The sequence below is a fragment of the Paralimibaculum aggregatum genome (assembly GCF_030270585.1).
Taxonomy (GTDB): Bacteria; Pseudomonadota; Alphaproteobacteria; order Rhodobacterales; family Rhodobacteraceae; genus Thermohalobaculum; species Thermohalobaculum aggregatum.
In genome coordinates this window covers 36,395-60,820 of record NZ_BSYI01000009.1, presented here as the reverse complement: position 1 = coordinate 60,820, position 24,426 = coordinate 36,395, and the positions used below count along the sequence as shown (strand labels likewise).

The 24,426-nt window shown below is 72.8% G+C and carries 17 protein-coding genes; 5 read left to right on the top strand and 12 right to left on the bottom strand.

Features of this window, described 5'->3' with window-relative positions:
• Together QSJ97_RS07310 and QSJ97_RS07305 are read right to left on the bottom strand one after the other, a co-directional pair.
• Window positions 1-822, bottom strand: coding sequence for a heme-dependent oxidative N-demethylase family protein (locus QSJ97_RS07310; RefSeq protein ID WP_285671032.1), 822 nt, complete (start codon window positions 820-822; stop codon window positions 1-3).
• Window positions 819-2,036, bottom strand: coding sequence for a class I SAM-dependent methyltransferase (locus QSJ97_RS07305; protein ID WP_285671031.1), 1,218 nt, complete (start codon window positions 2,034-2,036; stop codon window positions 819-821). The genes QSJ97_RS07310 and QSJ97_RS07305 overlap by 4 nt, the downstream gene beginning before the upstream one ends.
• A gap of 154 nt (window positions 2,037-2,190) precedes the next feature.
• Here QSJ97_RS07305 and dddP point away from each other — a divergent pair, with 154 nt between their 5' ends.
• Entirely contained in the window at window positions 2,191-3,543 is a 1,353-nt protein-coding gene (gene dddP / locus QSJ97_RS07300) for a dimethylsulfonioproprionate lyase DddP (protein WP_285671030.1), read from the top strand.
• 492 nt (window positions 3,544-4,035) lie between these two features.
• Here the strand turns inward: dddP and QSJ97_RS07295 are convergent, their stop codons facing one another.
• Together QSJ97_RS07295 and panB are read right to left on the bottom strand one after the other, a co-directional pair.
• On the bottom strand, window positions 4,036-4,995 hold the full coding sequence (locus QSJ97_RS07295; RefSeq protein WP_285671129.1) for a DUF2332 domain-containing protein: 960 nt from the start codon (window positions 4,993-4,995) through the stop codon (window positions 4,036-4,038).
• A gap of 13 nt (window positions 4,996-5,008) precedes the next feature.
• The gene (gene panB, locus QSJ97_RS07290; protein ID WP_434220896.1) at window positions 5,009-5,866 is read right to left on the bottom strand and encodes a 3-methyl-2-oxobutanoate hydroxymethyltransferase; all 858 of its coding nucleotides are present in this window, start codon (window positions 5,864-5,866) and stop codon (window positions 5,009-5,011) included.
• Between the two features lie 278 nt (window positions 5,867-6,144).
• Between panB and QSJ97_RS07285 the strand changes: the two genes are divergently transcribed.
• Both QSJ97_RS07285 and QSJ97_RS07280 read left to right on the top strand, forming a co-directional pair.
• Complete coding sequence (locus QSJ97_RS07285) at window positions 6,145-7,257, top strand: efflux RND transporter periplasmic adaptor subunit (RefSeq protein WP_285671029.1); 1,113 nt, start codon at window positions 6,145-6,147, stop codon at window positions 7,255-7,257.
• A complete protein-coding gene (locus QSJ97_RS07280; RefSeq protein ID WP_285671028.1) occupies window positions 7,254-10,601 on the top strand; it encodes an efflux RND transporter permease subunit in 3,348 nt (1,115 codons plus the stop codon). The genes QSJ97_RS07285 and QSJ97_RS07280 overlap by 4 nt, the downstream gene beginning before the upstream one ends.
• Window positions 10,602-11,030: 429 nt before the next feature.
• Here QSJ97_RS07280 and QSJ97_RS07275 read toward each other — a convergent pair whose 3' ends face one another.
• Together QSJ97_RS07275 and QSJ97_RS07270 are read right to left on the bottom strand one after the other, a co-directional pair.
• Entirely contained in the window at window positions 11,031-11,699 is a 669-nt protein-coding gene (locus QSJ97_RS07275; protein ID WP_285671026.1) for a CmcI family methyltransferase, read from the bottom strand.
• A 1,493-nt stretch (window positions 11,700-13,192) separates the two neighbouring features.
• Window positions 13,193-15,031, bottom strand: coding sequence for an ABCB family ABC transporter ATP-binding protein/permease (locus QSJ97_RS07270; RefSeq protein WP_285671024.1), 1,839 nt, complete (start codon window positions 15,029-15,031; stop codon window positions 13,193-13,195).
• A gap of 212 nt (window positions 15,032-15,243) precedes the next feature.
• On the opposite strand from QSJ97_RS07270, the gene QSJ97_RS07265 reads away from it, so the two are divergent.
• The gene (locus tag QSJ97_RS07265) at window positions 15,244-15,807 is read left to right on the top strand and encodes an LOG family protein (protein ID WP_285671023.1); all 564 of its coding nucleotides are present in this window, start codon (window positions 15,244-15,246) and stop codon (window positions 15,805-15,807) included.
• A gap of 7 nt (window positions 15,808-15,814) precedes the next feature.
• Here the strand turns inward: QSJ97_RS07265 and rarD are convergent, their stop codons facing one another.
• From rarD to yajC, 6 genes are all read right to left on the bottom strand, one after another.
• Complete coding sequence (gene rarD / locus QSJ97_RS07260; protein ID WP_285671022.1) at window positions 15,815-16,798, bottom strand: EamA family transporter RarD; 984 nt, start codon at window positions 16,796-16,798, stop codon at window positions 15,815-15,817.
• A 153-nt stretch (window positions 16,799-16,951) separates the two neighbouring features.
• Window positions 16,952-17,560: a superoxide dismutase gene (locus tag QSJ97_RS07255; protein WP_285671021.1), complete on the bottom strand. Its 609-nt coding sequence runs from the start codon at window positions 17,558-17,560 to the stop codon at window positions 16,952-16,954.
• A gap of 150 nt (window positions 17,561-17,710) precedes the next feature.
• The gene (locus QSJ97_RS07250) at window positions 17,711-18,127 is read right to left on the bottom strand and encodes a hypothetical protein (protein WP_285671020.1); all 417 of its coding nucleotides are present in this window, start codon (window positions 18,125-18,127) and stop codon (window positions 17,711-17,713) included.
• A 198-nt stretch (window positions 18,128-18,325) separates the two neighbouring features.
• On the bottom strand, window positions 18,326-18,691 hold the full coding sequence (locus tag QSJ97_RS07245; protein ID WP_285671019.1) for an Mth938-like domain-containing protein: 366 nt from the start codon (window positions 18,689-18,691) through the stop codon (window positions 18,326-18,328).
• A 297-nt stretch (window positions 18,692-18,988) separates the two neighbouring features.
• Window positions 18,989-21,637, bottom strand: coding sequence for a protein translocase subunit SecD (secD, locus tag QSJ97_RS07240; protein ID WP_285671017.1), 2,649 nt, complete (start codon window positions 21,635-21,637; stop codon window positions 18,989-18,991).
• Window positions 21,638-21,745: 108 nt separating this feature from the next.
• Window positions 21,746-22,075, bottom strand: coding sequence for a preprotein translocase subunit YajC (gene yajC / locus QSJ97_RS07235; protein WP_285671016.1), 330 nt, complete (start codon window positions 22,073-22,075; stop codon window positions 21,746-21,748).
• Window positions 22,076-22,667: 592 nt separating this feature from the next.
• On the opposite strand from yajC, the gene QSJ97_RS07230 reads away from it, so the two are divergent.
• Window positions 22,668-24,401, top strand: coding sequence for a pentapeptide repeat-containing protein (locus QSJ97_RS07230; protein ID WP_285671015.1), 1,734 nt, complete (start codon window positions 22,668-22,670; stop codon window positions 24,399-24,401).
• The last annotated feature ends 25 nt before the right edge of the window (window positions 24,402-24,426 follow it).

Genomic DNA, 24,426 nt, shown 5'->3' with positions numbered 1-24,426 from the left:
TCAGGCTCCCACCAGCGCGGACAGGCGCGCCAGCGCCGCCGCCTGCAGATCGGCCCCGGCGCGATAGGCGATGGTGGCCGGCTCCAGCGCCGCCAGCTCGCGCGCCAGCGCCGCCGCCTCGGCCGGGCGCAGCGCCTCGAGCGGGCAGACCGAGGTCTTGATCCCGAAGGCCACCGCGCCGGTCTGCGGCAGCCGGGTCAGCGTCTGGCGCTCGGTGCGCAGATAGAGCGGGCCGGAGAGCTCCGGGCGCTCGGCGACCTTCTCCGCCGTGCCCTTCGGCAGGTGCAGCGCGGCGGTGTCGTGCACCAGCCAGTTGACCCGCCAGAGCCCGCGCCCCGGCCTGAGCGCCTCGAAGACCCGGTTGACCCGGCGCGCCATCACGCCGTCGTAATCCGGCACCGGCACATGGATCGCGGTGAGCGGGCGACCGATCTTCTCCGCCAGCGACCAGCGCGAGGGGAAGCAGAGCACCGCCGCCACCAGCCGATACTCCGCGGCGGCGGCATCCGGCATCAGGAGGCACCAGTCCTCCGCCGTGCTGCGCCCCAGCGCGGCGAGCGCCGCCCGGCCCGAGGCCGTGCCGGCGAACAGCGCGGCCAGCTCCTCCGCCGCGGCCTCGGCGCCGGGCAGGCAGGCCAGCACCTCGTCCGGGCGCTCGGCCAGCAGCCGCTCGCGCTCCGCCATCTGCGCCGCGAAATCGGCATCGCGCACCGCCAGCGGCAGGCCCTCCAGCGGCATCAGCCCGGGCGGGCGCGCCGTGCGCGGCTCCATGAAGGGGGTATAGGGCGCGTGGTCCAGCACCCAGGGCGGCGCCGCGCTCATCCCCGCGCCCCCCGCGAATAGTGCAGCAGGTTGAACCCGGTCAGCCCGCGATGCACCGCGCCCCAGCGCGCCGAGAAGGCAAGCCAGTCGAGCCCCAGCCGCGCGGCGATCTCGCCGAGCGAGGCCCGCCCGTCGGCCGCCGCGATCAGCGGCGCCGCCGCTGCCGGGATCGTCACGGCGAAGCCGGTGCCGTTCAGCGTCAGCCGGAAGCCGCCGGATTTCGCCACCTGCGCCGCCAGCGCCCGCGGCGCCGCGCCGCGCAGATGCGGCACCGCGGCGGCGGAGGCCGGCCGCGCCAGCCGCTCCCCCGCGCCCGCAGCCGGCGCGGCATAGAGCGTGTGGGTCTTGATGTGCCCCGCCAGGTGCTCGGCGATCTGCGCCCGCTCGGGCTCCGACAGCCGCGCCAGCCGCTCGGCGATCTCCGGGCTCTCCGGCAGATAGCGCGCCGGGTCGTAGAGCGCCGGCTCGGTGAAGCTCACCCGCGCGAGGCCGGCCCGGGCCAGCGCCGCATCGAGCTCGGTCACCGTGTAGGGCCGGTCGCGCCCGTGCAGCAGCAGGTCGTAGAACCCGGCATCGGAGCTCCTGTGGTCGCCCAGATGCGGGTTGCGCGCCAGCCAGTTGCCCTCCGGCAGCGCCGCCACCGCCGCCCGGCCGAGGCGCAGCCGGGTCTCCGGCGCATCCCCCGAGAACAGCGCCCCGAAGGCCGCCTGCAGCGGATAGACCCCGGTCCGCCCATGCGGCGCATAGACCATGAGCCCGAGGCCGCCGCCCTCGGCCAGCGCCGCGGCCAGCGCCGCGAAGCCGGCATCCGGCTCCGGCAGGTGGTGCAGCACGCCGCAGCAGTCGATGTAGTCGAACCGCCCGAGCGCCGGCGCCTCGCAGAGATCCCCGGTCACGAAGCGCGCCGCCAGCCCGCGCGCCGCCATCCGCGCCTCGGCCACCTGCCGCGCGGCGACCGACATGTCGAGATAGGTGATCTCCGCCGGACAGCCGATATCGGCCAGCTTCTGCGCCAGCATCACCAGCCCGTCGCCGGTGCCGGCGCCGGCCACCAGCGCGCGGAAGGGCTGCGTCCAGTCGCGCCGGCCGGCAAAGAGGTAGTGGTCGATCTCCAGCGGATGCGAGGGCGAGCCCTCGATCAGCCGGCGCGCCTCCTCGGCCGGGTCGCGCGCCGGATAGGGGAAGGCCTCGTACTGCTCGCGCACCGCGTCCATGCTGCCGTATTCGGGCGCGCGCCGGCCGCCGTCAAGGCCCCGGCCGCGCCGCGCCGCCCGCACCGGCCCGGATGCGACATCCGGTGCCGCTATCCGGATAGACGCCGCCGCCCGCCCCGGCCGAGCCTGCACGGGCGGAATGGAGGCCAGCCAGATGAACGAGCAATCGCCGTTTTCCCCGGAGACCCGGAAGATCGACCCCGCACGCCGCCCGGCGCTCCCGCCCGGGCGCAAGGGCGACAACACGCCGGACGATCCGGACCGCGCCGAGATCGGCCCGACCCGGCTCGCCTATGACGAATGGGCCGCGGCCGGGCTCGAGCTGCCGGACCTGCCGGCGATGCGCGCGCACCGCCATGCCCGGCTGACCGCGGCGCTGGCCGAGCGCGACTGGGGCGGCGTGCTGTTCTTCGACCCGCTCAACATCCGCTACGCCACCGATTCGACCAACATGCAGCTCTGGAACGCGCACAACCCGTTCCGCGCGCTGCTGGTCTGCGCCGACGGGCACATGGTGCTCTGGGAGTACAAGGGCGCCGCCTTCGCCTTCCTCTCCGACTTCAACCCGGCGGTGAAGGAGGTGCGCGGCGGCGCCTCGATGTTCTATTTCGCCACCGGCGACCGCGGCCACGACGTGGCGCGGGGCTTTGCCGGCGAGGTCGCGGCGCTGATGCAGGCGCATGCGCCGGGCAACCGGCGGCTCGGGGTCGACAAGATCCAGGTCGCCGGCTTCCAGGCGCTCGAGGCCGCCGGCTTCGCGGTGATGGAGGGCGAGGAGCTCTCGGAGAAGACCCGCGCGATCAAGGGGCCGGACGAGATCAGGGCGATGCGCTGCGCGATGCATGCCTGCGAGGCCTCGGTGGCGGCGATGGAGGCGGCCTGCCGCCCCGGGCTCAGCGAGGACGAGGTCTGGGCGGTGCTGCATTCGGAGAACATCCGCCGCGGCGGCGAATGGATCGAGACCCGGCTGCTGGCCTCGGGCCCGCGCACCAGCCCCTGGTTCCAGGAATGCGGGCCGCGGGTGATCCGGCCGAACGAGATCGTCGCCTTCGACACCGACCTGATCGGCTGCTACGGCATGTGCGCCGACATCTCCCGGACCTGGTGGGTGGGCGAGGACGACCCGACGCCGGAGATGCGCCGGCAGTTCCGCATCGCCCATGAGCACATCATGACCAACATGGAGATGCTGAAGCCGGGCGTCCCGTTCCGCGACATCGTGTTCGGCGGGCATGCGCTGCCGGAGGAGTTCGTGCCCGGGCGCTACGGCGTGAAGATGCACGGCGTCGGGCTCTGCGACGAGTGGCCCTCGATCAAGTATCCGCAGGATTTCCAGGAGGGCGCCTTCGACTATGCGCTGGAGCCGGGGATGATGCTCTGCGTCGAGGCGCTGGTGCAGTCGACGCCGGGCGACTTCGCGATCAAGCTCGAGGACCAGGTGCTGATCACCGAGACCGGCTACGAGAACCTGACGCGCTATCCCTTCGACGCGCGGCTGCTCGGCTGAGGCGGCGCTCCGGAGGGCGCGCCGCCTCGGGGCCCTCACGGGCCCGTCGGCGGCGCGCGGCCGGCCCTGCGGGCCGCCCGGGGCGCTCCTGCGGCGGGGCCTGTGCGGGTAGCGGGGGGTTGCGCGGAGCGGGTGGCGCGGGTTCTCGGCTGTGCCGGGGGCAGAACGGCACGCGGCGCCCCGAGGGGCGCCGCGGCGGGTTTGCGGACATCCGGTTGCCCCGCTTCTGGGCGGGGGATCAGGTCTCGGCGCCGGTCGCGACCAGAAGGGCGGTCGCCAGCACCGAAAGCGCTGCCTTAAGAATATTGCTCATCTTGCTGCCTCGGTTCAGTTTTTTGTTATGTCCACAGTGTAGCACAGCGGCGCGGCGGCACAAGCGTCGCGCGCGGCCCCGGGCGCAGGTGTGGCGCCGGGGAAACGCTGCGGCCGATGCTGCGGCGGCGGGGGGCCGGCGCCACGAGATCTAGGGGTGGCTGCGGACCGCTTGGCGGCTCAGCCGATCCAGCGGATCGCCTGGCCGTGCGGGCGGGTCCAGGCGCGCGGGCGCCCGTCGACCGAGAGCAGGAACCAGCCGGGGCCCGGGGCCGGCGGCGCCCGGGCGGCAATCTCGGGATAGACCCGGGGCGATTCGTTGGCGATCCAGACCGCGCCGAGCGCCGCGACATGCGCCGCGAAGGCGTCGCGCGCCGCCTGGTCCTCGACATAGGCGAGCACCGCGGTGTGGAAGACCACGAGCCGCGCCGCCGGTGCCGCCGCCCGCGCCTCCGCCGCCAGCGCCGCGAGGTCTCCGGTGAGGTCTCCGGCCACCACCCGCGGCGGCGCCGCCCGGGCCAGATCGAGCGCGGCGCGCAGCCGGTCGCGCCGGCCGGTCTCTTCGGGCCAGACCAGCGCCTCGAGCCAGGCCGCGGCCTCCGGGTCGCGCGGGTCGACCGGCGCGAGGTCGAGCCCGGCGCGCCAGGCGATCTCGGGCAGCGCGCGGGGCAGCGGCGTCTCCGGCGAGGCGTCGCAGGGAAAGACCGGCGGGCCGGCGCCGAGCCGGTGCCCGCCATACCGGTAGCCGTAGCGCTCGGGCAGCAGGCAGAGCCCGGCCGAGGCGCCGACCTCGATCAGCGCCAGCGGCCCGGGCAGCGCCGCCAGCACCGGCAGCAGCACCGCGCAACGGCCGGGCTCGTTGGTCTGGGTGCGCCGGGCCAGCATCAGCGCCCCGATTTCATCGCCGCGGCGCGCCACCGCCGCCTCCAGCGCCGCCGCGCTCTCCGGCAGCCCGGCGACCTGGCGCAGCGCCGCGAGGAACAGGTTGGGCTGGCGCTTCGGCCGCGGCAGCGTCTCGAGGAAGCCGATCAGCGCCGGGCTCGCCGCCACCCAGAGGCAGAGCCGCTCATAGACCGGCGAGATCCCGCGCAGCTCGCTCCCGGCGAAGGCGCGGTAGCGCTCGGCGGTGCCGGCCTCCATGCCGTGCACGGGCTCAGTCCTTGACCTTGTAGGTGTGCTCCTCGGCCGGGAAGCGGCGCTCGGCGACCTCCTCGGCATATTGCGCCACCGCGGCGCGCATCATCTCCTCCATGGTGCCGTAACGCTTCACGAAGGTCGGCACCCGCGGCAGCAGGCCCACCATGTCCTCGAAGACGAGGATCTGCCCGTCGCAGTCGGCGCTGGCGCCAATGCCGATGGTGGGGATCGGCAGCTCCTCGGTGAGCCGCTTGGCGAGCGCCGGCGCGACGCCCTCGACCACCACCGAGAAGGCGCCGGCCTCGGCGACCGCCTGGCCGTCGGCCGCCACCGCGTCGAACTGCTCGGGCGAGCGCACCGCCTTGAAGCCGCCGGCGGTGTTCATCGCCTGCGGCATCAGCCCGATATGCGCCATCACCGGGATGCCGCGGCGGGTCAGGTGGCGGATGGTCGGCGCCATCTCGGTGCCGCCCTCGAGCTTGATCGCATGGGCGCCGGTCTCCTTGATCACCCGGGCGGCGTTGCGGAAGGCGATCTCCGGGCTCTCCTCGAAGCTGCCGAAGGGCATGTCGACCACCACCAGCGCCTTGTCGGCGCCGCGCATCACCGCCTGGCCGTGCATGATCATGTGCTCGAGCGTGACGCCGAGGGTGTTGGGCATGCCGTGGATCACCATGCCGAGGCTGTCGCCGACCAGCAGCAGGTCGCAGACCTCGTCGCAGATCTTCGCCACATGCGCGGTGTAGGAGGTGAGGCAGATCAGCGGCGCGCCGCCCTTGCGGGCGGTGAAGCCGGGCACGGTCATGCGCTTGCGGGCGCTGGCATCGGGCTCGGCGATCGCGGCCTTCTTGGAGATGGTCGAGCGGGTGGACATGGGCGTCTCCTCGGTCGGTCCCTGGGGCTGGTCCCCGTGATGGATCCCGGTGGTGGGGCCCTGTGGCGGGCCTGGCTGAACGCGGCGCAGCATAGCCGGGCCGGCGCGCCGCTCCCAGCCCGAAGCGCGGGGCGGCGACACGTCACCGCAAGCGGCGCCGCGGGCCGGGGATTTTCCGCCTGCCCCCTGTTAATCCGCCGCCCGCGGCCCCATAATACCGCCATCACGAAACGTTCCGAGACCGCCGCGCCGCGGCGCATCCGAGCCGCAAGGACGCCATGCGCTGGACCTCGCTACTTCTCTCTCTCGCCGTCGTGATCGGGCTAGCGGTGTATTTCGCCCCGCGCGGCGAGGCGCCCGCGCCGGTCGTGGACGGCGAGGCGCCTGCGCCGACCCCTGCCGCCGCCGCCGAGGCCGCACCCGAGGTCGCCCCCGTGGCGGTGCTGGTGCTCACCGTGACGGCTGAAGAGACCGCCGACCGGCTGCTGGTGCCGGGCCGCACCTCGGCGATCCGCCGGGTCAGCATCGCCGCCGAGACCGACGGACTGGTGGTCTCCGAGCCGCGGCGCCGCGGCGCCCGCATCGCCGCCGGCGAGGTGCTCTGCCGGATCGACCCGGGCTCGCGCCAGGCGCAGCTCGCCGAGGCGCTGGCGCGGCGCGAGAAGGCGCGCGCCGATGCCGCCGCCGCCGAGAGCCTCTCGGCCAAGGGCTTCACCGCCGAGACCACGCGCATCGCCCGGCAGGCCGAACTGGAGGCGGCGCAGGCGGCGGTCGACCTGATCCGCCTCGACATCGCCCGGCTCGAGATCCGCGCCCCCTTCGACGGCATCCTCGAGACCGACACCGCCGAGCTCGGCGCGCGGCTCGGGCTCGGCGATGTCTGCGCCACGCTGACCGATCTCACGCGGCTGCGCGCCACCGGCTACGTCTCCGAGCAGGTGGTCGACCGCATCACCCCCGGCGGCCCGGCCTCGGTGCGGCTGGTGAACGGCGCGCAGGCCGAGGGCAGCGTCACCTACATCTCGCGCAGCGCCGACGAGGACACCCGGACCTACGAGGTGGAGATCACGCTCGACAATGCCGACGGGCGCCTGCGCGCCGGCATGACCGCGGAGCTGCGCATCGACCTCGCCCCGGAGCGCGCCCACAAGGTGCCGCAATCGGCGCTGACGCTGGACGATGACGGCCGGCTCGGCCTGCGCCTCGCCGAGGAGACCGCGACCGGCCATCATGCCCGCTTCGTGCCGGTCTCGATCCTGCGCGACGAGCCCGACGGGCTCTGGGTGCGCGGCCTGCCGGAGACCGCCCGGGTGATCGCGGTGGGCCAGGAATTCGTGCGCGACGGGCGGCCGATCCGGCCCAGCGAGATCACCTGGGACGAGCTCGGATGAGCGCCATCATCGGCTGGTGCGCCGCCCGGGCGCGGATGATCCTGGCCTTCGTGGCGATCTCCATCGCCGCCGGGTTCTACAGCTACACCACCCTGCCGAAGGAGGGCGCGCCGGATATCGACGTGCCGGTGCTCTATGTCTCGGTGCTGCTGCCCGGGGTCTCGGCGGCGGATGCCGAACGGCTGATCCTGCGCCCGCTGGAGACCGAGCTGCGCGGCCTCGAGGGGCTGAAGGAGCTGACCGGAATCGCCGCGCTCGGCCATGCCTCGGTGCTGCTCGAGTTCGAGTTCGGCTGGGACAAGGCGGCGACGCTGGCCGATGTGCGGGCACTGGTCGACGAGGCCGAGGCGGAGTTCCCCGCGGAGGCCGAGGAGCCGACCATCACCGAGGTCAATCTCAGCCAGCTGCCGATCCTCGTGGTGGCGCTGGCCGGCGACGTGCCGGAGCGCACGCTGCTGCGGCTGGCCAAGGACCTGCAGCGCGCCATCGAGGCCAACCCGGCGGTGCTGGAGGCCGAGCTCACCGGCCATCGCGAGGAGATGATCGAGGTCATCGTCGACCCGCTGCGGCTGGAGAGCTACGACCTCACCGCGCAGGAGCTGCTGGAGGCGGTGGCGCGCAACAACCAGCTGGTGCCGGCGGACAGCGTGAAGAGCGGCACCGCCTCGTTCTCGGTCAGCGTGCCCGGCGCCTTCGAGCGGCCCGAGGATGTCTATGCGCTGCCGATCAAGGTGAGCGGCGACCGGGTGGTGCGCCTCGCCGATCTCGCCGAGATCCGCCGCACCTTCGAGGACCCCTCCGGCACCGCGCGCTACAACGGCGAGAAGACCATCGCGCTGCAGGTCTCCAAGCGCATCGGCGAGAACATCATCGCCACCGCCGATGCCGTGCGCGCGATCGTCGCGGCCGAGACCGCGCGCTGGCCCGAGCCGCTGCGCGATGCGGTGACGGTGACGCTCTCGATGGACCAGAGCCGCGAGGTGCGCGACATGGTCTCGCAGCTCGAGGGCGCGGTGATCACCGCGGTGCTGCTGGTGATGATCGTGGTGCTGGCCACCCTCGGGCCGCGCTCGGCGCTGCTGGTGGGCCTCGCGATCCCGGGCTCGTTCCTGCTCTCCTTCGGGCTGATGGCGGCGCTCGGGATGTCGGTCAACAACATGACGATGTTCGGCCTGATCCTCGCGGTGGGGATGCTGGTCGACGGCGCCATCGTGGTGGTCGAGCATGCCGACAAGCGGATCCAGGCCGGCGAGGGGCCGATGCGCGCCTATGCGGCGGCGGCAAGGCGCATGGCCTGGCCGATCGTCTCCTCCACCGCCACCACGCTCTGCGCCTTCCTGCCGATGCTGCTCTGGCCGGGGATGCCGGGCGAGTTCATGGGGCAGCTGCCGATCACGCTGATCTTCGTGCTCTCGGCCTCGCTGATCGTGGCGCTGATCTACCTGCCGGTGCTCGGCGGCATCGCCGGGCGCGTCGCGCGGCTGTTCGGGGTGATCCGTACCGACCCGGCGGCGCGCATCGGCGACGACCACCGCACCGCCCGCCAGGGCCGCACCGCCTTCGGCCGGGCGGTGGCGCTGGTGGTGACCAATCCGGTCGGCCCGGTCGCCGCGCTGGCGCTGGCCGGCGCCGCGATCGTCGGCGTGGTGGGCTATTATGCCGAGCACCAGGCCGGGGTGGAGTTCTTCGTCGAGGTCGAGCCAGAGCGCTCGCTGGTCTATGTCCGGGCGCGCGGCAATCTCAGCCTCGCCGAGACCGACCGGCTGGTGCGCGAAGTCGAGACGCGGATCATGGCGGTCGACGGCGTCGCCTCGGTCTTCGCCTTCGCCGGCGCCGGCGGGCTGACCACCGGGGCGGCCGGCGACGGGCCCTCGGACGCGGTCGGCCAGGTGCAGGTGGAGCTGGCGGAGTGGGACACCCGCCGCCCCGGCGCCGAGATCCTCGCCGATATCCGCGCCGCGATTGCCGACATCCCCGGCGCGATCGCCGAGCTGCGCCGCCTCGACGAGGGGCCGAAGCAGGGCAAGCCGATCCAGATCCAGCTCTCGGGCAGCGATTTCGGGCAGCTCCTCGCCGCCGCCGGCACCCTGCGCGACCGGCTCGAGACGATGCCGGGGCTGACCCAGATCGACGACACCCGCCCGCTGCCCGGCATCGAGTGGCAGATCACCGTGGACCGCACCGCGGCCGGGCGCTACGGCGCCGACATCGCCTCGATCGGCCCCTTCGTGCAGCTCGTCACCCGCGGCGCGCTGCTCGACACCATGCGCCTCGACGATGTCGACGAGGAGATCGACATCCGCGCCCGCTTCGCCCCCGAGCACCGCAACCTCTCGACGCTCGACACCCTCAAGGTCTCCACCGTGCGCGGCCTGGTGCCGATGGCCAACTTCATCACCCGCCAGCCGGTGCCCGAGCTCGGCGAGATCAACCGGCGCGACGGGCAGCGCTTCCTGATGGTGCGCGCCGATGTCGGGGAGGGCGTCTCCGAGGTCGAGATGCTGGGCCGGCTCGAGGCCTGGATGGCCGAGGCGAACCCGCTGCCCGCCGGCGTGCGCGCCGCCTTCGTCGGCGACCGCGAGGAGCAGCAGGAGAGCCAGGCCTTCCTCGCCGTCGCCTTCATCGGCGCGCTCGGGCTGATGTTCGTGATCCTGCTGGCGCAGTTCAACTCGGTCTACAACAGCGTGCTGGTGCTCTCGGCGGTGGTGATGTCGGTGGCCGGCGTGCTGGTCGGGATGCTGGTGATGGGGCAGAAGTTCTCGATCATCATGACCGGCACCGGCATCGTCGCGCTGGCCGGGATCGTGGTGAACAACAACATCGTGCTGATCGACACCTTCCAGGCCTATGCGCAGCGCATGAACCGGCTCGAGGCGATCGTCGCGACCGCGGAGGACCGCATCCGCCCGGTGCTGCTGACCACGATCACCACCATGGCCGGGCTGGCGCCGATGATGTTCGCGGTGAGCCTCGATTTCGCCGGGGCCGAGGTGGTCTGGGGCGCGCCGACGGCGCTCTGGTGGGTCAGCCTCGCCACCGCGGTGGTGTTCGGCCTCGGCACCGCCACGGTGCTGACGCTGGTGGTCACGCCGGCGGCGCTGGCGCTGCGCGAATGGGTGACGCTGGGGGCCTATCGCGGCGGGCGGCTGGCGCTCGAGACCCTGCGCATCGGCCTCGGCCTCGGCCGCGCGCGGCGCTTCTGGGCCGACCGGCGGCTGGCCCGCGGCCTGCGCGGCCGCCCGGTGCCGGAGATCCTCTGGGCCGGCGCCGAGCCGCCCATGCGCCGCCGCCCGCCGACCCCCGAGGAGCTGCGCGGCGGTCCGGCGATCCGCGCCGCCGAGTGAAGGCGGCGCCGCCGGCGCGGCCCATGGCCCCGCCCACCCATGCACCGGCAGCGCCCGGCCGCACCGCCGGGAAAGCCCCCCGGCCATGGGCCGCGCCGGCGCAGGCGGCACCCGCGGCGCACGGCACCGGCCGGTGCGGCAGCCTGCCCCCGGCCCGGCGGCGCTCCAGCCACCCGGCCCGGTGGCGCCCATATAGCCCAGCCCAGCGGCGCGCCCGCAACCCGGCCCGGCGGCGCCCCGGCAACCCGGACCGGCGGCGCCACGTCAGCCCAACCCGGCGGCGCCCCGTCAGCCCGGACCGCTGGCGCCCCGTCAGCCCGGCCCGGCGGCGCCCCGGCAGTCCGACCCGGCAGCGCTCCGGCAACCCGGACCGGCGGCGCCCCGACAACCCGGGCGGGCGGGGCCTTCGCCGCGCGCCGCGGCTGAAGCTCAGAGCAGCCGCCAGCGGTCCTTGGCCGAGCGGTGGCCCATCTTCACCGCGCTGCGCTCGCCGGCATAGAAGCCGCGCTCGAAGGCGACGATGCCGTCGTAGAAATGCACCGAGACCGTGTGCCGGGCGTGGAAGTCGTCGCCCTGCCCCCAATGCGCGCCGTTCATCCGGTCGACCACCGCCTTGGCGTGCTCGACGAAGCTCGCCGCGGTGCCCTGGCCGCCGCCATAGGCCGGGTCATAGGCGGTCATCATGTCCTCGACCATGTAGACCCCGTCGCGCGCCATCGCCGGGTAGAGCGTCTCGAAGCTGGCGCGCACATGCTCCATGCGGTGGCTGCCGTCGTCGAGCACGATGTCCGGCGGGCCGAACTCCTCCAGCACCCCGGCGAGGAACGCCGGATCGGCCTGGCTGCCGATGCGCACGGCGATCTGGTCCTCCTCGGCCGAGCGGCAGGCCTCCTTGATGTCGATGCCGACGATCACCGCCTGCGGGCCGAGATAGCGCTTCCACATCTGCAGCGAGCCGCCGCCGGCGACGCCGATCTCCAGCATCACCACCGGGCGGTTGCGGAAGCGGGCGAAATGCCGCTCGTAGGCGGGGAAATAGTGCTTCCACTTGTAGACCCGGAGATCCCGGCTGCCGAGAAAGATGTCCCATAGGTTCATGGCCGCCGCATGCCTCCCTGCCTGCCCCATCCCGCCGATCCGCGGGAAGGACACCATGGGCGCCGCCGCCGCCGCGGGCAAGCCCGGCAGGGCAGCGCGCGCCCGGCGGCCGGAAGCGCCCGAGCGCGGCGGAGGCCGGTGGGGGAGCGGAACAGTGCCGCCCGGCGCAGCACCCGCCGGGGCGGGCGGGGCCGCCGCCGCGCGCGGGCGCCGGCGCTCCGCCCCGGTCGTTTGGTGGTCGTTCGGTGATCGCCCAGCGGCCCCGCCCGCCCGACCGCCCCCCGGTCGCTACGAAACGGTCGCTGCCACACGGTCACCCTGCCGGCACTGCCGCCCGGCCGCCCCACCGGCGCAGCCGCCCGATCGACCCGGCTGCGTTCCCACCCGGCAACTCCACCGGCGTTCCCGCCCGGCCCCTTCCGCCGACGCTCCAGCCCGGTCATCCCACCGGTGTTCCCACCCGGCCGCTCCGTCAGTGCTCCCGCCCGGTCGACCCGCTGGCGCCCGCGCCCGGCCGCTCCAGCGGCGCTCTCGCCCGACGGCCTCGGCGGCGTTCCTGCCCGGCCGCCCCGCCGGTGCAATCACCCGGTCGGCCCGCTGGCGCTCCCGCCCGCGTCACCCCGCCAGCACGCCGCCCCGACTGCTCCGCCGGCGTTCCCGCGCGGCCGCTCCGTCAGTGCTCCCTGCCTGCCACCCGCCAGTGCTTCCGTGGGTTCACCACGCCGATGTTCCCGCCCGGCCGCTCCGCCAGTATTGCTGCCCGGTCGGCGCGCCGGCACTGCCACCCGGCCAGTCGGCTGACACCCGCGCGGCCGCCCGGGTCACGCCGCCGGCCTTGCTGCCCGGCCGCCCTGCCGGTGTCCCCGCCCGGCGGCTCCGCCACCGTGCCCGCATGGCCGCGCTGCCGGCGCTTCTGCCTGGCCGCTCCAGCCGCGCTGTCACCCGGCGGCCTTGGCGGCGTTCCCGCCCGGACGCTCTCTCAGTGCTGCCGCCTGGTCATCCGCCAGTGCTTCCGCGGGATCACACCGCGGGCGTTGCTGCCCGGCCGCTCCGCCGGCGCAGCCGCCCGGTCGGCCCGCCGGCACGCCCGCCCAAGCGATCGGCCGGTGTTCCCGCCCGGACGCTCCGTTAGTGCTGCCGCCTGGTCATCCGCCGGTGCTTCCGCGGGATCACACCGCCGACCTTGCTGTCCGGCCGTTCTGCCGGTGTTCCCGCCCGGTCGGTCCGCTGGCGTTGCCGTGCGGCCGCTCTCTCAATGCTGTCGGCTGGCCATCCGCCAGTGCTTCCGCGGAATCACGCCGCCGACGTTGCCGTCCGGCCGCTCTGCCGATGTTGCCGACCGGCCGCCCCGCCGACGCTGCCGTCCGCTCGCTTTGCCGGTGCTTCCGTCCGGCCGCCTTGCCAGGGCTTCCGCCTGGCCGCTCCATCAGTGCTGCCGCCCGGTGGGCCCGGCGGCGCGCCGGTGCGGACAGGGCGCCGGCGCTCCGGTGTGGTCATTCCGCTGCGGCGCCGGCCTCGGGCTGGCCGGCATCGGCCTCCTGCGCGGCCCACATCCGGGCATAGACGCCGCCGCGGGCCAGCAGGTCGCCATGGGTGCCGCGCTCGACCACCCGGCCGGCCTCGAGCACGACGATCTCGTCGGCCTCCACCACCGTCGAGAGCCGGTGCGCGATCATGATCACCGTGCGGCCCTCGCCGAGCCGGCGCAGCTCGGCCTGGATCGCCCGCTCGGTGCCGGTGTCGAGCGCCGAGGTCGCCTCGTCGAGCACCAGCACCGGCGGGTTCTTCAGGATCGTCCGGGCGATCGCCACGCGCTGCTTCTCGCCGCCCGAGAGCTTCAGGCCGCGCTCGCCGACCAGCGTGTCGTAGCCCTGCGGCAGGCCCTCGATGAAGCCGTCGATGCGCGCCGCGCGGGCCGCCGCCTCGACCTCCTCGCGGCTCGCCCCGGCGCGGCCATAGGCGATGTTGTAGCCGATCGTGTCGTTGAACAGCACGGTGTCCTGCGGCACCACGCCGAGGCCGCGGCGCAGGCTCTCCTGGGTCACGCCGCGCACGTCCTGCCCGTCGATCTCCACCGCCCCGCCGGTGACGTCGTAGAACCGGAACAGCAGCCGCGCCACGGTGGACTTGCCCGCCCCCGAGGGCCCGACGATGGCCAGCTTGCCGCCGCCCGGCACGTCGAAATCGAGCCCGCGCAGCACCTCCCGGTCGGGCCCGTAGCCGAAGCGCACGCCGCGGAACGTCACGCGCCCCTCGCCGGGCCGGAACGCCGGCGCGCCGGGGGCGTCCTGCACCTCCGGCGCGGTGTCGGTCAGTTCGAACATCTCGCGCATGTCGACGAGGCTCTGGCGGATCTCGCGATAGACCGTGCCGAGGAAGTTGAGCGGCACGGTGATCTGGATCATGAAGGCGTTGACCATGACGAAATCGCCCACCGTCATGGTGCCCGCCGCCACCGCCTGCGCGGTCATCCCCATCACCGCCACCATGCCGAGCGCGATGATCACCGCCTGGCCGGAATTCAGCAGCGCCAGCGAGGTCGTGGTCTTGATCGCCGCCTCCTGGTAGCCTTTGAGCGCCCGGTCATAGCGCTCGGCCTCGCGGGTGCTGGCGTCGAAATACTTCACCGTCTCGTAGTTCAGCAGGCTGTCCACCGCCTTCTGGTGCGCGTCCTGGTCCTCCCGGTTCATCTCCATGCGGATCTTCACGCGCCATTCGGTCGTGCGGAAGGTGAAGATCGTGTAGACCACCACCGTCGCCGCCAGCACCGCGGCATAGGCGGCGCCGAAATGCAGCCAGAAGATCGCAACGACGATCAGCAGCTCGACCATCAGCGGCACGATGCTGAACAGCACGAAGCGCAGCAGGAAGTCGATCGCCTTCACCCCGCGATCGACGATGCGCGACAGCGCCCCGGTGCGCCGCGACAGGTGATAGCCGAGCGAGAGCCGGTGGATATGCCCGAAGGTGCGCAGCGCCAGCCGCCGCAGCGCGTGCTGGCTGACCCGGGCGAAGACCGCGTCGCGCAGCTGCTGCAGCACCGTGCCGGCGAGCCGCGCCACGCCATAGGCCGCCACCAGCAGGATCGGCGCCGCCACCGCCTGGCCCTGGCCGGGGGCCAGCGCGTCCACCGCCGCCTTGTAGACGAAGGGCATCAGGATCGTCGCCGCCTTGGCCGCCACCAGCAGCAGCACCGCCACCACCACCCGCAGGCGCAGGTCGCGCCGCCCCTCGGGCCAGAGATCCGGCAGCGCGCGGGCGAGGATGCGCAGGTCCGGCGGGGCCTCGCCGCCGCCGGCGCCGGGGGTGCGTCGTCTCGATCTCGGGCTCATGGGGGCTCCCGTCTGGCCGCCGCTGCGGCATCGGTCCGGTCGGATCACATCTGGCATATACGGGCGCGCTCCGCCTGGTCAAACCGCGGCCCTTGCGCTTTTCCCCGTTCCTTGGGATGACGGACGGCCGGGGCGCCGCCAGCGCCTCCCCCGCCTACCGCCTACCCGCCCGCCGCCCGTCGCCTGCCTCCCTGCCTGTCCGGAGCCTGCCCATGACCCGCCCGATCCGATCCGTCTGCCTCTATTGCGGCTCCCGCTTCGGGCGCGAGCCGGGCTATGCCGAGATCGCCCGGCGGTTCGGCCGCGGCGTCGCCGAGGCGGGGCTGCGCCTCGTCTATGGCGGCGGCGATGTCGGGCTGATGGGCGAGGCGGCGCGCGCCGCGGTGGAGGCCGGCGCGCATGTCACCGGGATCATCCCCAAGCACATCGTCGACATGGAGATCGCCACCGGGCCGATCGCCAATCTGGTGGTCACCGAGACCATGCACGAGCGCAAGAAGCTGATGTTCATGAACTCCGACGCGGTGGTGGCACTGCCCGGCGGGCCCGGCACCCTCGACGAGCTGATCGAGGTGCTGACCTGGCGCCAGCTCGGCCTGCACGCCAAGCCGGTGGTGATCGTCAACCACGAGGGCTACTGGGACCCGCTGCTGGCGATGCTCGAGCATATCGAGGACCAGGGCTTCATGGGCGAGACCTTCCGCGGCTTCTACCGCGTGGCGGCGAGCCCGGAGGAGGCCATCGCGCTGCTCACCCGGGCCGGCGCGCCGGCCTGAGCCGGCGCTATCCCGCCGGGCCGGGGGCGGCGCCCCGCCCCGTCTCTGGCCCGGCCCCCTGCCCGGTTTGCGACCCGGTGCCAGGCCCGGCCGGAGGCTTCGCCTCCGGCTTCCGGCGCAGCAGCTCGCTGGTGTAGAGCGCGAGCCCGGCCCAGACCAGCCCGAGCGCCGCCACGAAGCCGGGGCCCACGGTCTCGCCCAGCAGCACCACCGCGCAGAACACCTGCAGCGTCGGGTTGAGGTACTGCACCAGCGCCGCGGTGGCATAGGGCAGCCGCCGCGCCGCCTCGGCGAAGAGCACCAGCGGCAGCCCGGTGACCGGCCCGGCGGCGAGCAGCAGCAGCGTCGAGCGCAGGTCGCGCCCGAACGCCGCGCCGGGCTGCGCCGCGCTCTCCGGCCCGAGCCCGGCATGCACGACCAGCAGCCAGCCGATCGCCAGCGGGCTCAGCAACAGCGCCTCCACCGCAAAGCCGGAGATCGCGCCGACCCCGAGGCGCTTGCGGACCAGCCCGTAGATCGCAAAGCTCACCGCCAGCACCAGCGGGATCACCGGCGCCGGGCCGGCCCCGGCCAGCAGCAGCGCCACCGCCAGCGCCGCCAGCCCCACCGCGATCCATTGCCGGAGGCTCAGCCGCTCGCCCAGCACCAGCACGCCGAGCGCGACGCCGCAGAGGGGCATCAGGTAGTAGCCGAGCCCGGCCTCGACCGCGCGGTTGGCCTGGATCGCGGTCAGGAAAACCAGCCAGTTGACGGTGATCAGGCTCGCGGTCAGCGCCAGCCCGGCGAGGCGCGTGCGCAGCGCCTCGGCGATGCGCGGGCCGCGGCCGGTGGCAAGGCACCAGAGCCCGACCACCACGGCGCCCCAGAGCACCCGGTGGGACAGCAGCTCCAGCGGCTGCACGTGGCGCAGGAGATCGAAATAGAGCGGGTTCAGGCCCCAGATCGTGGCCGCCGCCAGACCCGCGGCGATGCCCGCGGCAGAGCCGGTCATCCGTCGGTCCCTCCGGTGATGAGAGCAGCCGGATAGCGCATCCGCGGCGGCGGCGGTAGCGGGCCGGGCGGGAAGCCGGTTTGCAGGGGGCACGCGTGCCGCACCCTGCATGCCGGCCGGGGCGGCCCCGGCCGGCGGTCGCAGCGCGTCGGCTCAGGCCGCCGGGAGGCGGCTCGCGACGTTCTCCCAGTTCACCAGGTTGTCGAGGAAGTTCTCGATATAGGCCGGGCGCCGGTTGCGGTAGTCGATGTAGTAGGAATGCTCCCAGACATCGCAGCCGAGCAGCGCGGTCTGGCCGAAGCAGAGCGGGTTCACGCCGTTCGGGGTCTTGGTGACCTTGAGCTTGCCGCCATCGACCACCAGCCAGGACCAGCCCGAGCCGAACTGCCCGGCACCGGCGGCGACGAAGGCCTTCTTGAAGTCCTCCACCGAGCCGAAATCGGCGGTGATGCGGCTCTCCAGCTCCGACGGCATCTTGCCGATATCGGCCGACATCATCTCCCAGAACTGGATGTGATTCCAGTGCTGCGAGACCTGGTTGAACAGGCCCTGGTACTCGTCCTTGCCATAGGTGGCGGCGATCACCTCGGGAAGCTTGGCGTTGTCGGCGCCCTCCCAGGGGGTGCCGGCGATCAGCTCGTTGCCCTTGTCGACATAGGCTTTGTGGTGAAGATCGTGGTGGTATTCCAGCGTCTCGCGGCTCATGCCGGTGGCGGCGAGCGCGTCATGGGCATAAGGCAGATCGGGAAGCGTGAAGGCCATGTGTCCCTCCTCGTCATTGGGCCAAGAGGCGCGGTTCGCCTGGCGGCGCCGCACCCTCCCGCCTCATATATGCCACGGGGGCCGGGGCGAAAGGGAAATGCGCGCCGCCGCGGCGGATTGTTGGCGCGCCGATGGCCGCGGCGCCGGCGCTCAGAGCAGGATCAGCGCGACCAGGGCGAAATAGAGCGCGAAGGGCGCCGCCAGCCCGGCCACCGCGACGCCGAGCATCCTGAGCGGCGCGCAGGCGATGCATTCGAGCGCCGGGAAGCGCGCGCGGCCGGGGCGGAAGCGGGCGGGATCGGTGGCGCGGCGGATCTCGCGCCGGGTCGCGGCGCGGCCGCGGGCGAGGTTGAGCTCGACGGCGCGCTCGGCCGCCAGCTGCGCGCGCACGCCGGCCAGATAGGGCGGGCTCAGCGAGCGCGCCTCGGCGCGGGCCAGCCGCACGGCATGGCGGGCGGCGAGCAGCGCCTCGCAGGCCGGCGGCAGCGCCACCGGCCCGGCCGGCAGCGGCTCGGGCGCGGCGGGCACCGGCCTGACGCGGGGCACGCGGATATAGGTCTCTGCCATGGGCGGCACTCCCTGCCAGCCGGGGATATGTGACAGAATGATGACATCGGCGCCGGCGCAGTCAAGCGCCCATGCACGGAGGCCCGGCCGCGCGGGCCGGCGTGCCCCGCCCCTGCACCGTCGCGGCGGCCGGGACGGCATCGCGGCCCACCCACGGCACGCCGGCCCGCGCGGCACTGCACCGCCTGTCGGGGTTGGTCAGGAGAGGGCGATCAGCAGCGCGGCGACCCGGCGCTCCTCGGCCAGCAGCACGTTGTAGGCGCGGCAGGCGGCGGGGGTCGACATGATCTCGACGCCGATGCCGGCCGCCTCCAGCGCCCGGCGTACCGGGCCGGGCAGCGGCGCGATCTCCGGCCCCTGGCCGATCAGCAGCACGTCGATCTCCGCCGCCATCGCCAGCACCGGGGCGATCGCCGGCTCGGTGATCTCGCCTTCGGCCGGCGCGATGCCATCGGCGGAGACCAGCACCGAGCCGGCGATCCAGTCGCCGCCGATCCGGAAGCCGCCGGGGCCGTAGCTGTCGATCGGCCGCTGCGCGCCGAAGCCCATCTCGTGCATCCGCATCATCCGCTCCCCGTTCGCCGGATCCCGGCCGGTCCGATCGCCGCCTGCCCGGTCCCCGGCAGCAAGCCCCGCCGCCAGCCGCGCCGCCGGCGCGCGCGTCAGCGCGTGGCGGCGGCGGGGGTGGCGGCGGGCCACCGCTCGAGGCCCGGCACCCGCGCGCCAGCGCGGGGTGCGGGGCCGGAGAGCCAGCGGCCCCCCGGGGCGCACCCGGGGCGCATCCGAGGCGCATCCCGGCCGCAGCCGGCCCGCAGCCCGGCCCGCCGGCCCCGGAGCGCTGAGGCCGCGCTCAGGCCGCGCTCACACCTGGGCGCCGTCGAGCCGGATCCCGGCCTTGTTCTCCTCCGCCGTCGACCAGTCGCGGTTGACGCCGAACCAGAGCAGCGTCGCCGCCGCGATGAAGACCGAGGAATAGGTGCCGATCACCACGCCCCAGATCATCGCGAAGGTGAAGCCCTGGATCACCGGCGGGCCGAGCAGGAACATCGCCACCAGCGCGATCAGCGTCGTCACCGAGGTCATCACGGTGCGCGCCAGGGTCTCGTTGATCGACAGGTCGAGCAGCTCGATCAGCGGCATCTTCTTGTACTTGCGCAGGTTCTCGCGGACCCGGTCGAACACCACCACGGTGTCGTTGAGCGAATAGCCGACGATGGTCAGGATCGCCGCGATGATCGCCAGGTTGAACTCGATCTGGGTGACCGCGAAGACCCCGACGGTCAGCACCACGTCGTGCAGCAGCGCCACCACCGCGCCGAGGCCGAACTGCCATTCGAAGCGCAGCCAGATATAGACCAGCACCGCCAGCACCGCGAGCAGGATCGCCAGCCCGCCGGCCTGCAGCAGCTCGCCCGAGACCTTCGGCCCGACCACCTCGACCCGGCGCACCTCGGTGCCCGGCAGCGCCTCGACCAGCACCTGCTCGACCTCCTGCGCCACCGCCATGCGGTCGTCGCCGTCGCCGGCCTGCTCCTCGATGCGCACCAGCACGTCGCGCTCCGAGCCGAAGCTCTGCACCGCCACGTCGCCGAGCTCCATGCCGCTCACCGTCTCGCGGATCTGGGCCAGGTCGGCCGGCTGCGCGGTGCGGATCTCGATCATCGTTCCGCCGCGGAAGTCGATGCCGAAGTTCATCCCCATCACCGCCGCCAGCGCGATGGCGCCGATGCAGGCCGCGGCGGAGCCGACCAGCGGCCCCTTGCGCATGCCCATGAAGCCGATCCGGGTCTCCTCCGGCACCAGCTTGAGCAGCACCACGCGCAGCGCGCTCGGCCGCGCCCAGTCGAGCCAGCGCACCACCATCAGCCGGGTCACCATGGTCGCGGTGAACACCGAGGTGACGATGCCGAGCCCGAGCGTTACCGCGAAGCCCTTGACCGGGCCGGAGCCGATGGCGAACAGGATCACCGCGGCGATCAGCGTGGTGATGTTGGCGTCGATGATCGCCGAGAGCGCCTCGGAATAACCCCGGTCGATCGCCCGCGACGGCCCCTTGGCGGAGCGCAGCTCCTCGCGTATGCGCTCGAAGATCAGCACGTTGGCATCCACCGCCATGCCGATGGTCAGCACGATGCCGGCGATGCCGGGCAGCGTCAGCGTCGCGCCGATGATCGAGAGCAGCCCGATCAGCATCGCCATGTTGAGCACCAGCGCCACCGCGGCGAAGGTGCCAAAGCGGCCATAGGCGGCCATCATGAAGACCAGCACCGCGATGAAGGCGAGCACCGTGGCGGCGGAGCCGGCGGAGATCGAGTCGGCGCCGAGATCCGGCCCCACGGTGCGCTGCTCGAGCACCTTGATCGAGGCCGGCAGCGCGCCGGAGCGCAGCAGGATCGACAAGCTGGTGGCGCTGTCGACGTTGAAGTTGCCCTCGATGAAGCCCGAGCCGCCGAGGATCGGCGACTGGATGCGCGGCGCCGAGATCACCTGGTTGTCGAGCACGATGGCGAAGAGCTGGCCGACATTGGCGGCGGTGTAGTCGCCGAAGATCCGCGCGCCGCGGGTGTCGAAGCGGAAGTTGACCACCGGCAGCCCGGTCTCCGGGTGGAAGCCGAGGCTGGCATCGGTGAGGTTCTCGCCGGTCAGCTCGGAGCGGCGCTTCAGCAGATAGGGCGCGCCGCCCTCGGCGTCCTCGACCACGATCTGGCCGGGGCCGGGGCTGTAGCTCTCCTCGCCGAAGCCCTCGACATCGTGGAAGGTCAGCTTGGCGGTGCGCCCGATCAGGTCGAGGATCTCGCCGGCCGAGCCGATGCCCGGCACCTGGATCAGGATGCGGTCGGCGCCCTGGCGCTGGATCGTCGGCTCGCGGGTGCCGCTCTCGTCGATGCGGCGGCGCATGATCTCGAGCGACTGCGCCATGGTGCGGTCGGTGATCGCCTCGACCGCGGCCTCGGTGAGCCGCAGGTGATAGGTGGCGCCGTCATCGCTCAGCGTGACCTCGAGATCCGAGCCGCCGGCGATGCCGCCCATGCCGAAGCCGCCGGCGATGCCGCCGCCGACCGGCTGCGCCAGCCCGCGCAGCGCCGCGCCCGCGGTCTCCACCTGCTCGGCCTGGGAGATCGTGACGCGGACCTCCTCCGGCGTCGCGGCGAGCCCGGTGAAGCGGCGCACGCCGGCCTCGCGCAGCGCCTCGCGGACCTCGGAGCGCAGCCCCTCGAGCCGCTCGCCGACGACCTCCGCGATCTGCACCTCGACCAGCAGATGCGCGCCGCCGCGCAGATCGAGCCCGAGCCGCACCACCCCCGGCGGCAGCCAGGAGGGCCAGGCCTCGGCGGCGGCCAGCAGCGCCGCGTCCGGGGTGCCGCCGGCACGCTCGATCTTCTCGATCTGCGCGCGCGCGCGGCCGGCCTCGTCGGCGGTCTCGTAGAACAGGTTCGGCGCCGAGAAGATCAGGCCCGCGAGGCAGGCTCCGATGACGAGGAGTGTCTTCCAAATGGGGAACTGCAGCATCGCGCTTCTCCTCGCTGGGTCGCGCCGGGGGTCGCGGCCCTCGGGGCCGCGGGCGGGGCCCGGCGGCGGCGCTCGGCGCGGCTGCGGGCCCCGGCGGTCGTCGGGTCGTCAGTCGTTCGCCGGCTCGGTCTTCGAGAGCACCGCCGAGACCGTCGACTTGACGATGCGGATCTTCACGCCCTCGGCGATCTGCACCTCGACCTCGTCGTCATCCATCACCTTGGTGACCTTGGCGATCATGCCGCCGGCGGTCACCACCTGGTCGCCGCGCCGCAGGTTCTCGACCATCTTCTTGTGCTCCTTCATCCGCTTCTGCTGCGGGCGGATGAGCAGGAAGTAGAAGATGACGAACATCAGGATGAACGGGATGATCCCGGCCAGCCCCCCCATGGCGCCGGCTCCTCCGATATCCTGGGCATAGGCGGGTGTGGCGAACATGGACGGTCCCTTTCGTTTTCGTGTCGTGTCCGGTCTGCGCGCCGCCGGGCGGCGCCGGCCCCGCTGGCCGCCACGCGTCCGGTGACAGGCGTCGCGGCCGGGCTCCGGCCACGCTCCGCCCCTATATACGGGCGCCCGGCGCCGTGGCAAGGCGGCGCGGCGCCGGCTCCGGACGGGGCGATCCGCGCGGCTGCCAAGGGGGTGCGCGGGGATGCCGCGCTAGCGGATTGTCAAGGCCGGCGGCCTGTGCTATCCGAAGAAAGATCGGAGAGGAAATTGCGGCACTGTCGCGATTCCCACAATAATATAACCTCCCGGTCGTCAATCCGGATGCGGGCTTCAGTCCCGCGCCGATCCTGGGAGAGACACTGATGCAAGCCATCCACTACATCGCCCCCACGGTAGCCATGACCCTTTACGCAATGCTGATGGCCGCGGTCCTGATCGGCTGACACTGTCCGTTTTTCGCGAACTGTAGTCCGGCCCCGCCCGCCGCGGGCCGGACCTTCTGCCCCGTTTCCCCGCTGCCGGACGGCCTTTTCGCCGCCGCCCGCCCGGGCCATGATCCCCCATTGCCCGGAGGGATTGCCCCATGCCCGAGACCCCCGAGAGCCCGCCGCCGAAGCTCGGCAAGGCCATGGCCGGAGTCTGGCTCGGCCCGGCACGCCGGCTGAAATCGCGGTGCCTCGCGCTGTGCCGCTGGCTGCCGGAGAACTATCTCTGGCCGATTCTCCTCCTCGCCGCCGTCCTGCTGCCCTTCTGGCTGCTGATCCTCGTCCTCGTTGCGGACAATCTGGTTGCCCAGCTCGCCGCCGGCATCCCCGCCGACGCCACGGACAAGCGCGCGCATTTCTACGGCGTCGGGCTGACCATCACCGGCCTCGGCGCGGTGCTCGCCGCCCCCTTCATCCTGATCAAGGCATGGATCAACGAGCGCCAGGCCCGCACCGCCGAGCAGGGCCACATCACCGACCGGATCACCAAGGCGGTGGAGCAGCTCGGCGCCGAGAAGACGGTGAAGACGCCGAAGCGCGTCGAGATCCGGGAGGTGAAGTACCGCCTGCCGGGGGACAGGGAAGGAACGCGAAAACGCATTGCCGAGGAGATCCGCTTCCAGCCCTTCGAGCTTCCGCCCGGGGCGACCAGGCGGGAGAACGGGCTATGGGCCGAGCACCCGCTGCCCGAGACCTACGAGACCACCGAGCCGAATCTCGAGGTGCGGCTCGGGGCGATCTATGCGCTGGAGCGGATCGCCGAGGACAGCGCCCGCGACCACATCCAGATCATGGAGATCCTCTGCGCCTATATCCGGCAGAACGCCCCGGCCTCGATGGCCCCCGCCCCCCTGCCCGACTGGGACGAGGGCCTGCCGGACGACGACAGCGCGGACGCCAGAAAGCGCCGCGCCGAGGTGTTCAGGGCAAGGTTTGGCGAAGGATCTTTCGATCCCGACTCGGAGCTCGCCAATTGGGTCGAGGGGCTAGTGGGGCCTCGTATCGACATCCGGGCGGCGCTCACCGTGATCGGCCGGCGCAGCGAGGAGCGCATCGCCGAGGAAGCCAAGGGCGATCGCCCTTTCACGCTCGACCTGCGCGAAACCTGCCTGCAACGCGCCGACTTGCGCCACGCAAATCTTGCCAATGCGCTCTTGGAAAATTCCCGACTTGAAGGTGCGAATCTTGATAGCGCAACTCTCAATGGGGCGGACCTAGTGCGGGCGCACCTTGCACGTTCGTCTCTTGTTCAGGCATCTATTGAAAATGCAACGCTAACCGGGGCAAAGCTCGAAGGAGCAAACCTAGAGTTGGGACAGTTTACGGGTGCAACGCTGTCGGGCGCACGGCTCGAGATGGCAATCCTCCTGAATGCAATACTTCAAAGGGTCTATCTAATCGGAGCACATCTTCAGGGAGCCGACCTGAGGAAAGCAAATCTTGTGGGAGCCACGCTCTTTCAGGCGAAACTGGTAAGTGCTACCCTCACAAATGCAGAGCTCGACGGGGCAGCCCTCGATGGGGCAGGAATGCTACGTGCTAGCCTAGGCGGGTGCACACTCGCACGGAGCACGCTCAGATCTACAGATCTCCGAGAAGCACTGCATCTCACCGCAGAAACGATTGGACCCGCCTTTGGCGTGCTTTCGGGATCTGGCAAGACGCTCCTACCCGAAGATTTGGATATTTCAGCGAATGACCTGGCCCATTGGCACCGTGCGGACGAGGGTAGCGCGGACAGTGTGGGACACGCGGTATTCTTCATCATGGACTACCAAGCATGGCTCAAGGCCGGCGCGCCCACTGGCGTCGATTGGCGCGATGAGTCATAACGCGCGCGGCTGAACCAGAAGAGGA